A 13416-nucleotide genomic window follows, 5' to 3' on the forward strand; every position below is an offset into this window, starting at 1 on the left:
AGTCTGATGAGCCTCCCTGCTCGTTTCTGGTCGTTTTTGGATTGAGCATGAGAATTCTGATCGTAGGGCCCAGCTGGGTCGGTGACATGGTGATGGCGCAAACGCTGTTCCAGTGCCTGAAACAGCGTCACCCGCAATGCCAAATCGATGTATTGGCGCCCGAGTGGAGCCGGCCGATCCTTGAGCGCATGCCAGAGGTACGCACGGCCTTGAGCTTTCCGCTCGGCCATGGTGCGCTGGAGCTGGCGACCCGTCGCCGTATCGGTAAATCCCTCAAAGGCCAGTACGACCAGGCGATCCTGCTGCCGAACTCGTTGAAATCGGCACTCGTGCCGTTCTTCGCGGGCATCCCGAAGCGCACCGGCTGGCGTGGCGAGTTTCGCTATGGCCTGCTCAACGATGTGCGCACGCTGGATAAGCAGAAATACCCGCTGATGATCGAGCGCTTCATGGCGCTGGCCTACGACAAGGACGCCGAGCTGCCGCGTCCGTACCCAAAACCCGCTTTGCGCATCGAGCCCGCCAGTCGTGATGCCGCGCTGGCCAAGTTCGGTCTGTCGCTAGATCGTCCCGTGCTCGCACTGTGTCCGGGCGCGGAGTTCGGCGAATCCAAGCGCTGGCCATCCGAGCATTACGCCAGTGTCGCCGAAGCGAAGATTCGTGAGGGCTGGCAAGTGTGGCTGTTCGGCTCGAAGAACGACCACGCGGTCGGCGAGAGCATTCGGGAGCGGTTGATTCCGGGGCTGCGCGAGGAATCGGCCAACCTCAGTGGCGGCACTTCTCTGGCCGAAGCCATCGACTTGCTGTCCTGCGCCGACGGCGTGGTGTCCAACGATTCGGGCCTGATGCATGTCGCCGCTGCACTGAATCGGCCGCTCGTTGCCGTCTATGGTTCGACATCGCCGGGCTTCACCCCGCCGCTGGCCGATCAGGTCGAAATCGTTCAGTTGGGCATCGAGTGCAGCCCGTGCTTCGAGCGCACCTGTCGATTCGGTCATTACAACTGCTTGCGCCTGCTGGAGCCCGAATCGGTGATTCAAGCCCTCGGTCGCCTGGGCGGCACGCCGGTCGAGGTCGCCTGACTTGCGGGTACTGCTGATCAAAACCTCGTCGCTGGGTGATGTGATCCATACATTGCCTGCCCTGACCGACGCTGCCCGCGCACTGCCTGGCATCCAGTTCGACTGGGTGGTGGAAGAGGGCTTTTCCGAAATTCCGACGTGGCATCCGGCTGTCTCCACGGTGATCCCGGTGGCGATTCGGCGGTGGCGTAAAAACCTTTGGCAGACCCTGAAAACGGGCGAGTGGCGTCAGTTCAAGCAGCGTCTGCGCGAGACCCGGTACGATCTGGTGATCGACGCCCAGGGCTTGTTGAAGAGCGCCTGGCTGACGCGTTACGTCAAGGCGCCGATCGCCGGGCTGGACAAACATTCTGCGCGTGAGCCACTGGCCGCGCGCTTCTACGACCGGCCGTATCCCGTGGCCCGTGGTCAGCATGCGGTCGAGCGTTTGCGTCAGTTGTTCGCTCAGGCTTTGGGCTATGACATCCCGGCAGGGCTCGGTGACTACGGGCTGGATCGCAGCCGTCTGCTCGATGCCGATGGTGGCGCGCCTTACGTGCTGTTCCTGCATGGCACCACCTGGGTGACCAAGCACTGGCCTGAGGTGTATTGGCGCCAGCTTGCCGAGCGCATGATCGGTCAAGGGGTCGAGGTTCATCTGCCTTGGGGCAACCCTGCGGAAAAGGCGCGCGCCGAGCGCATCGCCCTTGGCCTTGATAAAGCGCACGTCCTGCCCAAACTGAATCTGGCGGGCGTCGCCAGAGTGCTGGCCGGCGCCCAGGGCTGCGTTGCCGTCGACACCGGGCTGGGTCATCTGGCCGCTGCGCTGGATGTGCCGACGTTGTCGCTGTTCGGCCCGACCAACCCCGGGCTGACCGGCGCTTATGGCAAATCGCAGGTTCACCTCGCGGGCGATTATCCGGCCTGCGCGCCGTGCCTGCAAAAGAAATGCACTTATCAACCGACGCCTGAAGACAAGCGTCAGTTCGATACCGAACGCGAGTGGCCGATGTGCTTCACTCGCCTGAATCCCGAGCGAGTAGCGAGCCAGTTGGGTTCGCTGTTGCTGGCAAAGGAACATCCGTGATGCAACTGGCATTCGTGCTTTATAAATACTTTCCTTTCGGCGGCCTGCAGCGCGACTTCATGCGCATCGCGCTGGAGTGTCAGCAGCGCGGCCATTCGATCCGCGTCTACACGCTGATCTGGGAAGGTGACGTGCCTCCTGGCTTCGAAGTGCTGGTGGCGCCGGTCAAGGCGATCTTCAACCACCGTCGTAACGAAAAACTGACCGACTGGATGAATGCCGACCTGGCCAGGCGTCCCGTGGATCGTCTGATCGGCTTCAACAAAATGCCTGGGCTGGACGTGTACTACGCCGCCGACGGTTGCTATGAGGACAAAGCGCAGAACCTGCGCCACGGCCTGTACAAGTACTGGGGCCGTTATCGCCATTTCGCCGACTACGAGCGCGCCGTGTTCGCCAAGGATGCGAAAACCGAAGTGCTGATGATTTCCGAAGTCCAGCAGCCGCTGTTCATCAAGCACTACGACACCCCGCTCGAACGGTTTCATCTGTTGCCGCCCGGGATTTCTCAGGATCGCCGCGCGCCCGCCAATGCTGCCCAGATCCGTGCCGAGTTTCGTCGCGAATTCAATCTGGCCGATGACGACTTGCTGTTGGTGCAGATCGGCTCGGGCTTCAAGACCAAAGGCGTCGATCGCAGCCTCAAGGCGCTCGCGGCGCTGCCCCCGGAACTGAAAAAACGCACGCGACTGTTTGTAATCGGGCAGGACGACCCCAAAGTATTCCAGCTGCAAAGCACGGCGCTCGGGTTGAGCGACAACGTCACCTTCATGAAGGGGCGCAGCGACATCCCGCGTTTCCTGTTGGGGGCGGACCTGCTCATTCATCCGGCTTACAACGAGAACACCGGCACTGTGCTGCTTGAAGCGCTGGTGGCCGGCCTGCCGGTGCTGGTCAGCGCGGTGTGTGGTTATGCTCACTACATCGCTGAGGCCGACAGCGGCCTGGTACTCGACGAACCGCTGGAGCAGAGCCAGCTCAATCAGTACCTGGCCCGCATGCTCAAGGACGATGCCGCGCGCAGCACCTGGAGCCGGAACGGGCTGGCATTCGCCGACACGGCTGATCTTTACAGCATGCCGCAGCACGCTGCGGATGTGATTCTGGCGGAGCACCACGGATGAAATTGATCCTTGCTGAACCCTTCAAGAGCCTGTGGGCCGGGCGCGATGCGTTCGAGGCCGTCGAGGCGCTGCAGGGCCAGGTCTATCGCGAGCTCGAAGGCCGGCGCACGCTGCGCACGGAAGTCGACGGGCGCGGTTATTTCGTCAAAATCCATCGCGGCATTGGCTGGGGCGAAGTGGCGAAGAATCTTCTGTCGGCCAAGTTGCCGGTGCTCGGCGCCGGCCAGGAATGGCAGGCGATCAACCGTTTGCATGAAGTCGGCGTACCCACCATGACGTCCGTGGCCTATGGCGAGCGCGGCAACAATCCTGCCGCGCAGCATTCGTTCATCATCACCGAGGAGCTGGCGCCGACCGAAAGCCTGGAAGACGTCAGCATCAACTGGCGCAACCAGCCGCCAGAGCCGCGGATGAAGCGCGCCTACATTGCCGAAGTTGCGCGGCTGGTCGGCATGATGCATCGCGCCGGCGTCAATCATCGCGACTGCTACATCTGCCATTTCCTGCTGCACACCGACAAGCCGGTCACGCCCGAAGACTTCAAACTGTCGGTCATCGACCTGCACCGTGCCCAGACCCGCTCTGCAATCCCGATGCGCTGGCGCAACAAGGATCTGGCGGCGCTGTATTTTTCAGCGATGGATATCGGCCTGACGCGCCGCGACAAACTGCGCTTTCTCAAGGGCTACTTTCAGCAGCCGCTGCGCAGGATTCTGGCCGAAGAGTCTGCGCTGCTCAGCTGGCTGGAGGGCAAGGCCGAGAAGCTGTATCAGCGCAAACTGCGCTATGGGGATGCGCTCTGATGGCGGGCTGGAATCTTGAATCCGCCTACGCTGAGCTGGCTGACGATTTCGGCACGCTGGACGCCGTATTCGCCCTCAAAGGCGAGCGCCTGACCCGTGATCCGCTGTCGGAAGTGATCCGGGTGGAGCGCAACGGCGTGAACTACTACGTCAAACGCTATGTGGCGGCAGGCAAGGGCTTGCGCCGTTACCTGGGCCGACCACGGGTCAAGTCCGAGTGGCAGAACCTCAAGCGTTTCGCGAAATGGGGCATTCCGACCGCCGAGGTCGTGGCCTGGGGACTGGAGCGTAATGGCGCCGCTTATGATCGCGGCGCGTTGATCACCCGCGAGCTGCCGCGCACCGAGGATCTGTCCGATCTGGCCAAACACAAGGATCTTCGCCTGCATGACCGCGCCTGGGTCGACGCCATCAGCCGGCAGGTCGCGCGTTATACCCGGACCATGCACGACCATCACTTCACCCACAATGACCTGAAGTGGCGCAATCTGCTGGTGGACGACCAATCGACCGTGTTCCTGATCGACTGCCCCAACGGCGCGTTCTGGGTCAGCTTCATGTTGCGTTATCGCATCACCAAGGATCTGGCCTGCCTGGACAAGGTCGCCAAATATCACCTTTCCGCGACTCAGCGTCTGCGCTTTTATCTGCAGTATCGCGGGCGCGAACGCTTGAACGATTCGGACAAGAAGCGCATCCGTCATATCGTCGGTTTTTTCGAGGGGCGTGAATGAGTGTTTTCATCGCAGACGCCGACCGAGGCTTGCTCGAGCGTCATGGTCTGGCTGATTTCGATTCGCTGTGGGATGTCGAACTCGATGCCGTGGACGAGCCCAATACCGGACGCGGCGGCTGGAGCAGCGTGTTCCGGCTGGAGCTGGAGGGCTCCGGTTACTACCTCAAGCGTCAGAGCAATTACTTGACGCGCACGCTGCATCACCCGCTGGGCGAGCCTTCGTTCTCCCGCGAGTTTCGCAATATCAGCCTGTATCAGAAGCTCGGCATCCCGGCGCTGCACGCCGTGTTCTACGGCGAGAAGAAGGTCGACGGCGAGCGCCGCGCAATCCTAATGACCCGCGCGCTGGACGGCTGGACCGATCTCGATACTTTGCTGCAGCAGTGGAACGACCTGACCGCGACCCAGCGCCTGGCGATTCTGCAGGCGTGTGGCACGCTGGCCCGTACGCTGCATCAGGCGGGTCAGGTGCATGGCTGTTTTTACCCCAAACATATTTTCCTCAAGGCCCGTGGCGGCGCCTATCTGGCGCAGTTGATCGATCTCGAGAAAACCCGCAAGTCGATCTTCGGCCAGCGTGATCGGGTCAAGGACATCGAGCCATTGCTGCGTCGGGCGCCGGTCTGGAATGAGGCCGAGATCCGCGAAATGCTGTCCGCCTACCTTCAGGCCCCCGGCGACAGCGGACTGGTGGATGCATGGTGGCAGCGGCTGGCGAAACGAGGCAGTCATAAGCGCAGCGGCCGGTAAGCAGGATTTGGATTGGCATGCAGGTCTGTGACAGTGAGCTGCGTGCCTGATGGGCCACTGATTAGGGTTCTAGCTGATGAAAGAGGGCGCCGATGCGTTTGTCTGAACTGAAAAACGCCGGTCGCACGCCAGCGCTGCCAATGAGCATTGCGCTGGCCGACGCTGCGGGTCCGGCCGAATTGCAGCTGTTGAGCCTGCTGCGCGTGCTGCCGGGGCAGCGTTATGTGGGCGCGGGAATCTGGCGGGGCCGGCCGGTGCTGGCCAAATTGCTGGTCGGCCAGAAGGCGCCCCGGCATTTTCAGCGCGAGCGCGCCGGTGTCCAGTTGCTCGCTGCGCAGGGCCTGACCACCCCGTTGCTGCTCGCCGACGGGCTCGAGGACGGCGAGGGCGGCTGGCTGCTGTTCGAGTTTCTCGATCAGGCTCAGAGCCTGGGCGAGGCGTGGAAGGCGGTGGAGCATCTGCCAGCGCTGGCTGATGAACAGCAAGCCGTGCTGGGTGACGCGTTAGCCGCCGTCGGCCAGATGCACGCCAAGGGGCTTTGGCAGGAAGACCTTCACCTCGACAACCTGCTGCGTCAGCACGGCAAGCTGTACTTGATCGACGGCGCGGGTATTCGCGTGGAGGAGGCCGGCAAGCCATTGTCCCGGCAGAAAGTGCTGGAAAACCTCGGCGTGTTCTTCGCCCAGCTGCCTAAATCGCTGGAACCCTTCACTGAAGAGTTACTGGTCTACTACCTGCTGAGCAACGGCGAGCACGGTCTGCCGGTCGAGGCCCTGCAGAAGCAGATCGACAAAGTGCGCAGCTGGCGGCTGAAAGATTATCTGACCAAGATCGGCCGGGAATGCAGCCTCTTCGCCGTTAAAGACGGGCCGTTTGCCTTGCGCGCAATCCGCCGCGAGGAAGAAGCCGCGATGCTGCCGGTGCTCGACAACGCTGATGCGCTGATCGACAGCGGTCATCTGTACAAGACCGGTGGCGCGGCCAGCGTGGCAAAAGCCGACGTCGCGGGGCGAGCGCTGGTGATCAAGCGTTACAACATTAAGAATTTCGCGCACTGGCTCAAGCGGTTCTGGCGCCCCAGCCGTGCCTGGCATTCATGGCGTGAAGGCAATCGCCTGATGTTTCTCGGCATCGCAACGCCCAGGCCGCTCGCGCTGCTGGAGCAGCGGTTCTTCTGGCTGCGGCGCAAAGCGTATCTGATAACCGAGCACCTGCCGGGCCCCGACATCATCGAGCGGTTTGCGCCCTACGTGGCTAATGCCGATGCTCCCGAAAGTGAGTTGCAGGCGCTGGACACGCTGTTTGCACAGCTGATTCGTGAACGCATCAGCCATGGCGACCTGAAGGGGCACAACGTGTTCTGGCAGCAGGATCGATGGGCGTTGATCGATCTGGACGCCATGTGTCAGCACGGCTCCCAGAGTGCATTCGCCGCTGCGTTCGCCAGGGATCGCGCGCGTTTCATGCGCAACTGGCCCGCCGACAGTGCGCTGCACCAATTGCTGGAACAGCGTATCCCCACCGTCTCGAAAACGCTCGAATAAGCCTGAGGGCGCGACTCACCGCAGGGTGAATCGCGCCCGTTCACGCTCAGGCCACGTGTTTGAGTTTCATCTGCACGAGTGCGTCAGTCAGCGACGCGAGGTCATCGAAGGGCTTGAGATGCACCTGAGGCCATGCGTCTCGCTCGATGTAAAACCTGCCTTCGCCATTGAGTCGCACAGGCGTTCGCTTGAGCGTTCTGTCCCGAGAGCGATGGATGATCACTGGTCGCGCCGAATCGCTCTGTTCCAGCAAAAACATGCCGGGATTATAGAGGCGGTCGCCGACCGGAATCGCCAGTTGCGCGCGGGGCTGAAGCTCGATTTCAACCCTGAAATCGTTCTTGAGAAACACCTGCCCGCTCGCGATACCCTGACTCACTTCCTCGCCCGGATCGAGCATGATGCCGCGGCCTTTGCCTGGCGCCACGTCCATCACACGCACACCGATGGCGCGCTCCAGCTCGGCAATGCCGGGCACGCTGTTCTTGAAGGTGTTGGCGTGGGAATTGCCGACCAGCGCTATCCATTTGTGCGCCCCGATGACGCTTTGATGTTTGCGGATCGTGCGCGAGGCGAAATAGCTGAACACCTGCTGGCGCGTCGAGTCGGACGTCGTCGGCAGATTGCGAATGAAGTAGGACGCCGCGCAATCGATCGCACGCACCTCGACACCGTGGCGTCGGGCTTGCAGCAACAAGTTCTCGAAGGTATAGACGCCCTCCTTGTCGGTGCGGAAGCCCTTGTCCATGGCCTTGATGTCATGCAGCAGGGTCTTGCTCATCAAGCCTGTTTCGGCGAACAGATCGAGGTCAGCCTGATGCAGGTCCGTCAGCAGATGCTCCATGTAGAGCGTCTTCACGTTTTGCTTTGACAGATACTCCAGGTTGTCGAGGATCAGGCGCTTGCTCGCAATCGCAGCATGGGATTCGCCAATGACAACGCCAGAAGTATTTTCGTACAGCTCTTCCAGAAACATGCTGATCGGCGTGTCAGCCTTGATGTCCGGCATGGCCACGCGAGTGGGCACCTCGGCGGACAGCAGTTCGCGGGCGCTTTTTTGCAGCGAGGCGCCCAGTTCGAAGAACGTCTTGCGAACTTCTGCCAGCTCGGTTTCCGGAAAGAAGTAATTCGGGTTCAGGCCCCGATGCCGGAAGTAGGCGAGCTCATGAAAGACCGGTCGCATCGCTACGGGTAACTGATAGCTGTCATCGATCAGCGATATCTGAATGGCGTTGAGTGCCGGGTTCTTCGGCCATTGGGAAGCCTGCGCTCGCGCCCAGTAGCCGTCGGCATGCCACTGGAAACCGTGTTCACCGGCGTAGAGATTGGCCGCCAGCTTGCGCTGCGAGACGAAGGATTTGCGCTGCGGGTCCAGACCCCATTCCAGAGGTGAGCGGCGCTCCAGCAAGTTGTACAGCGCATCATCCAGCGCAGTCGAAGGCTCTGCTGCCGTTGCGCTCGTGCCTGCCGTCGGCGTGGCGTGGGCGCATGGGATTTCTACCCGGAAATCGCCTCGGGTCTGTGCCGCGCCGAGGGCATCATCGGTGTCGCGGGCAATCAGTTGAGCCTGGCCCTGCGGCACCTCGACGACACGAAGACTGATCACCCCCTGCAATTCACTGATGCCCGGCTGGTGCTGCCAGTCGTTGGCGATCCGATGGTCGAGCAGGGCAATCCAGCGGCGTTGAGGCTGAGCCTGAACGTCGTCGCTGATGACCTTGTTGCCGAAAAACGCTGACATCTTGTGCTGCGCGAGCGGGTCGCCCAGTGCCGCGCTCACCTCGTTGTCGGCGAAGTCATAGCTGACTGAGGAGCTGAACGGCTTGACCTCAATGCCGTGCCGATGGGCGGCCTTGATCACGTGGTAGTAATCGTATTTGTCGCTGCGGCTCTTCAGCGCGCCGTCGTTGACGGTGTCCAGATAGTGTTTGAGCTGATGCGAACCGCTGCGGGTCTTGCTCCCCAGCGCTTTGTATTTCTGTAGCTTGTGCACGTGCTGATCAGTCTGCAAATGCTCCAGATAAAGCACCTCGATTTTCTGCTCGGCAAGCAGCGGCATGTTGTCGATCAGCAACTGTTTGCTGGCGATCAGCGTCGGCGCCTCGCCGATGACCAGACCATTGGCGTCTGTGAACGCCGCCTTCAAGAAAGCTTCGACGGAGGTTTCGCTCTCCAGTTGAGGCAGCGCTGGCTTGGTCTTCAGAGCGGGCTGTTCGAAGAACTCCGCTGCGTCTCGGTACAGGTTCTGACGCAGCGTGGAGTAGGTTTCGCGTCCGGCCAGGAAAATGTCGTCGAACATGAAACGAAGATGGCCAGTGCTGTCGCTGTAGCTCTCGGCCTGTCGGACGCTGACGATGCCAAACACGTAAGGCTGCAGGCCTTCGGGCATCTCGTAGTCGCTCAGGCTGTTCGCGGCAGTGGTCGGTCCTGCGGCGGTCTCGTCAAGCGACTGATAGACGGGCAGGACCCCGCCGCGCAACTTCAATGGTTCGAGGGTTTCCCACAGACCCTGCTCATTGCGTCGTACCGGCTGCCTGCCGAAAAAGGCGAACGGATTGCCCGGATCCACGATCTGCCAGATACGCATGCTGGCGTCGTACTGGACCTGAAAAATCTGGTCGTGCATCGTGATGTAACACTTGCCGCGCAGCATCGTCACGCCCTGTGCGTGGGCGGCATCCAGGGGCGTGCCTTCGGCCAGCGAGATGCTTACGACGTAAGCGGGGTTCGCGCTGTCTTGCTGCAAGGCTTTCCAGACTCCGCTGATGTCGGTTTCCGCGAAATGACCGGTGGGCTGCAAGGTGTCCGGCATCAATGCATGCGTGCGGTACAGCGGTACGTGACGACGGGTTTCAGACGCAGCCGCCCAGAACACTTCATCCTGCACGATCACCGGTGTGAGAGGGCCTTCGGTTTTAACGCCCGGCAGGCTGGATGTGGGGACAGATTGATCGCTGCGTGCGACCCTTTTCAGCACGCCGCCGAGGCCTTTCATTCCCGAATACAGGTCGCCCGCCGAACCTGCTGTATTCAGCCATGCGCTGAGGACATACAGACTTGCGGCTTCATGGTCGCGCTCATGCAACGCTGCCAATGCGCGGTAGCTGTCGACACCGGCCATGACCATGCCGACTGCGAAGCTCGCCGGCGGAAAGGGCAGGGTCAGCACGATTGCGACCATCTCCACGCTGCTCCAGATCAGCCGGGCGAGCATGTCGGCGCGGCCGGTAGTCGTGGCCTGTGCGTCGGCGATCTTGCGCTCGATAATGTGGTTGAAGCACACATCGTGCAGATCGGTGGGAGGCCGATCCGCGAAGGCGGGCGCCATGCCTTTGCCCTTCTTCAGGTCGGCCAGTGCGAACGCCAGTGAACGCCCGGCGCCAGCACGACCGCGCTTGAGGTAGTAGTCGCCCATGCCGTCGCGCAGCAAGGTGTTGCTGAACGATTCGAGTGGGCGAAACGCGTATCCGTCCGGCGCCTGCGGTGTATAGAGCAAGGCCTGCGACGCTGCGCCCGGACCTTCAGGGCGCAGCAGGTAACAACCCTGCAGGGTTTCGACCTTCACAGCCACCGCCAGCACATCGACTTTCAGTTGCAGCGGATAAACCGGGTAACGGGCGCGCAGGACCGGGTCCGTCGAATGCAGGTGTTCGAGGGTACGACTCAGCCATTGATGCTGCCCGGCATCGATCTGCCCTTTGAGCAGGCTGCGCAATGCATCGGCGCTCATCTGCAATTGCGTCAGGAACAGGCTCTGACGTCTGCGCCAGGCATAGCCTTCGCTTTGAGGATCGAGCAGTTGGCTGCGGACTTTCTCAACGTATTTGTCGAGCACCCATTGACCGTGCACAGAGCGAGCGACTTTGCTCGGGGTCAGCTTGCTCAGGTCCAGGCCGGCAGGGCCAGTGAACGATGCCGTGGTATCGGCGGTTGCCGTGAGCAGGCTCAGGCTGTCGTCATAGCCGTCACGCAGCATGCGCGTATAGCTCAGGGTTTCTCGCGGTGAGGTGATGATGATCTGATCGGGATCGACAGCACCGTCGGGCAGCCCCAGCAATTCGTTGATCTTGCGTGAAGCATGGCTGTGCACGAACGCCTCGAAATCCGGCACGTGAGTGTGGGGCTGTGCTTCGTAGCGTGAGCGCACGGCAACGAGCGCATCCTCCAGCGCTACCAGTTGCTGGCGCTGTTCCTTCGAGGCATTCAAGTACCAGTCGGGCGTGTGCTGACGTTGCTCGGCCAGCTTCATTTGTATGTGCGCCGACACCAGTCCGCGCAGGCCGGCGTCATAATCGGGACAGGTCGAGTAGCTGACGAAGTTCTCCGGTGGTGCCGGGAGCTCAGCCAACCGTTGCAATTGGGTTACCAGCGCGGCCTGATGCGTGGGCGCGACGTGGGCCACGAGAAACTCGCTCAATTGCGTGCTGCGACTCCAGCTCACCAGTTCATTGAGCAGCTGGCGTTCACTGGTGAAGCGTTGAAAGCGCTGAGCGCGCGGAATATCCGCCGCGTACAGCATCAGACTGTCGAGCTCGCCCGCGTCGTTGAGCGTGCGCAGCACCAGAACGCCGCCCAGCGTATCGCGTCCGTTGAGCACCAGTCGCTGGATCGTGACGTTGTGATTTTTCGGCGCCGTGGTCGCCGGATTCAAGGACTCGATCAGCGCATACCCGCCTGGCGAAAGATGCCCCTGAAGCGCCGCAGCATAGCCGTGGGTCAACAGTTGACGATGCATGACCTCGCGCATCTGTCGCTGAGTCGTTTCCGAACCGTAGATCTGCCGTTGTGCCTGCCCAAACGCGCTGCGCAGATCCAGCTCGTCGATAAGCTTCGCCAGATACGCGAGCGTCAATCGCTCGTGAGCCGACGTGAGCGGGCGGCCGTTCAGGGTGACCTGCGTGTCAGTCAGAAAGCTCGACCCCGCCAACGAGTCGCCGGGGTGCAAGCCGATCAGCCCAAGCTGGGTCAGCGAGCGGCTGTTGGTATAGGTCTGCGCCACGCCGGGCAGCGGGCGCTGGGTCGACAAGCGCAATTGGTCAGGATCGATGTCATGACCCAGGTCGTTGGCAATGCGTGCGCGCAGGTGGCTGCGGGCGTAATGCTCTGGCGAAGCCGCGTCGCCCATCACGCTGGTCAGCACGCTGATCGCCTGGCCGGTTTCCTCCAGCGCGCGGGCATAGTGCTGACGCTCCTGCACCGTTGCCATCCTCAGCCAGTCAGGCCACTTCTGGCGTTCACTGCGCAGCCAGAGGCGATGATCGATTGCTACGATCATGCCGTCAGGCCCCCAGGATTTCGGCATGCGCATCAGGGCATCCAGACGCGCGGCGAAGGCTTCGGTGCCCGCGACGCTCGTTGCGAACAGCTCGTTGATGTCGCCGTGCTGCTTGTCCAGCAGGCGGTCGAAGGCGTAGTCGAAGGCCGAGCCCTTGACGCGTGTCAGCCGCCAGTCCGAGGCAGTCCAGTTTTCCAGGAAGAGGTCACCCTCAGCCTGAATGCCCGACCAGGCGTCGCGAGTGCTTTCCGGCAGCGTGCGCAGCAAAGGCAGGCGCAGAACGGGATGGTTGATGCGTCGGGTTAGCTCGTCCGTCATCGCCTGTTTTGAAGTGAAGCCTTCACCGCTTTGCCCCGGCAAGGACAGCAACGTCTGGCCGTTCTCTGCGGTGGAGATGATCGCGCCGGCGATCTCGATCCAGCGCCCATCGTCGATCTGCAACTGCAACGAGCTGAATTCGACGCGCGCTTGCTCGTCAGCCCCCGGCAGGCAGCGTTGATAATCGGCGTGCAACTCGCCTTCCTCGATGCTCAATGACACATCGTCGCGCAGGGCCAGTTCGAGCCCCGTCACAAATAATTCACGTCGCGAAATGTCCCGGGCACTGGCCTGGCTCCAGAACTGCGCGATGCGCGCGTGCAGATGTTCGACCTGCTCCGTTGGCGTCATCCCGATCTGGTCATCCGTACTGATACTGGCCGCAGGCAGATGATCGAGCTCGGCTTCAAGTACCCTGGCCAGCGTCGTCAGACGATCGAGCGCGGGCGGGTTAAGTGTCTGTGTTTCCATGGCGTGTTGCGTTCCTGTCATGAACTCCGCGAAGGGTCGCAGAGCCGGGCGCCGGGCCCGTCGATTCGTTGAGCTTCGAATCAATCAGAACGCTGATGGGGTGAGGTGCTAAATAGTTATCGCGTGGCTTGAACGGAGTGCAGGTCGAGCCATTTATAAGGCGTACCGCGTAGCATTCCGTAATAAAGGTTATATCCGTCAACAAAGCAGGCCGTGCGCATTTTTCCATCCTTGGGAAACGAAAAAA

8 protein-coding genes and 1 pseudogene are annotated in these 13416 nt (G+C 61.6%); 7 read left to right on the plus strand and 2 right to left on the minus strand.

Features of this window, described 5'->3' with window-relative positions; all coding sequences use genetic code 11:
• The first annotated feature begins 47 nt into the window (after positions 1 to 47).
• The 7 genes from waaF (at position 48) to QRN36_RS26470 (ending at position 7105) form a co-directional block, all read left to right on the plus strand.
• Positions 48 to 1082 carry a lipopolysaccharide heptosyltransferase II gene (gene waaF, locus QRN36_RS26440; protein ID WP_285426726.1) on the plus strand — a complete coding sequence of 345 codons (1035 nt, stop codon included), beginning with the start codon at positions 48 to 50 and terminating at the stop codon, positions 1080 to 1082.
• Position 1083: 1 nt separating this feature from the next.
• Positions 1084 to 2148: a lipopolysaccharide heptosyltransferase I gene (gene waaC / locus QRN36_RS26445; protein WP_285426727.1), complete on the plus strand. Its 1065-nt coding sequence runs from the start codon at positions 1084 to 1086 to the stop codon at positions 2146 to 2148.
• Positions 2148 to 3272 carry a glycosyltransferase family 4 protein gene (locus QRN36_RS26450; RefSeq protein WP_285426728.1) on the plus strand — a complete coding sequence of 375 codons (1125 nt, stop codon included), beginning with the start codon at positions 2148 to 2150 and terminating at the stop codon, positions 3270 to 3272. The genes waaC and QRN36_RS26450 overlap by 1 nt, the downstream gene beginning before the upstream one ends.
• On the plus strand, positions 3269 to 4075 hold the full coding sequence (gene rfaP / locus QRN36_RS26455; RefSeq protein WP_285426729.1) for a lipopolysaccharide core heptose(I) kinase RfaP: 807 nt from the start codon (positions 3269 to 3271) through the stop codon (positions 4073 to 4075). The genes QRN36_RS26450 and rfaP overlap by 4 nt, the downstream gene beginning before the upstream one ends.
• Positions 4075 to 4809 (plus strand): lipopolysaccharide kinase InaA family protein, encoded by a 735-nt coding sequence (locus QRN36_RS26460; RefSeq protein WP_093465197.1) that lies wholly within the window; start codon positions 4075 to 4077, stop codon positions 4807 to 4809. Before rfaP ends, QRN36_RS26460 begins: the two co-directional genes overlap by 1 nt.
• Positions 4806 to 5561, plus strand: a complete 756-nt coding sequence (locus QRN36_RS26465) for a lipopolysaccharide kinase InaA family protein (protein ID WP_285426730.1) — start codon at positions 4806 to 4808, stop codon at positions 5559 to 5561. Before QRN36_RS26460 ends, QRN36_RS26465 begins: the two co-directional genes overlap by 4 nt.
• Positions 5562 to 5653: 92 nt before the next feature.
• On the plus strand, positions 5654 to 7105 hold the full coding sequence (locus tag QRN36_RS26470) for a lipopolysaccharide kinase InaA family protein (RefSeq protein ID WP_285426731.1): 1452 nt from the start codon (positions 5654 to 5656) through the stop codon (positions 7103 to 7105).
• Between the two features lie 46 nt (positions 7106 to 7151).
• Here the strand turns inward: QRN36_RS26470 and QRN36_RS26475 are convergent, their stop codons facing one another.
• A complete protein-coding gene (locus tag QRN36_RS26475; protein WP_285426732.1) occupies positions 7152 to 13169 on the minus strand; it encodes a membrane-targeted effector domain-containing toxin in 6018 nt (2005 codons plus the stop codon).
• Between the two features lie 131 nt (positions 13170 to 13300).
• Positions 13301 to 13390 (minus strand): annotated as a pseudogene (locus QRN36_RS26480) (NYN domain-containing protein); the annotation flags it as partial.
• Between the last annotated feature and the right edge of the window lie 26 nt (positions 13391 to 13416).

The organism is Pseudomonas sp. efr-133-TYG-103a (genome assembly GCF_030209235.1).
In the GTDB taxonomy this organism is placed as follows: Bacteria; Pseudomonadota; Gammaproteobacteria; order Pseudomonadales; family Pseudomonadaceae; genus Aquipseudomonas.

What these genes read in the sequence shown, in the direction of transcription:
- QRN36_RS26465 (WP_285426730.1), top strand. Translation starts at nt 4,806, where the DNA reads ATGAGTGTTTTCATCGCAGACGCCGACCGAGGCTTGCTCGAGCGTCAT.
- QRN36_RS26460 (WP_093465197.1), top strand. Translation starts at nt 4,075, where the DNA reads ATGGCGGGCTGGAATCTTGAATCCGCCTACGCTGAGCTGGCTGACGAT.
- waaF (WP_285426726.1), top strand. Translation starts at nt 48, where the DNA reads ATGAGAATTCTGATCGTAGGGCCCAGCTGGGTCGGTGACATGGTGATG.
- QRN36_RS26475 (WP_285426732.1), bottom strand. Translation starts at nt 13,169, where the DNA reads ATGGAAACACAGACACTTAACCCGCCCGCGCTCGATCGTCTGACGACG.
- QRN36_RS26470 (WP_285426731.1), top strand. Translation starts at nt 5,654, where the DNA reads ATGCGTTTGTCTGAACTGAAAAACGCCGGTCGCACGCCAGCGCTGCCA.
- rfaP (WP_285426729.1), top strand. Translation starts at nt 3,269, where the DNA reads ATGAAATTGATCCTTGCTGAACCCTTCAAGAGCCTGTGGGCCGGGCGC.
- QRN36_RS26450 (WP_285426728.1), top strand. Translation starts at nt 2,148, where the DNA reads ATGCAACTGGCATTCGTGCTTTATAAATACTTTCCTTTCGGCGGCCTG.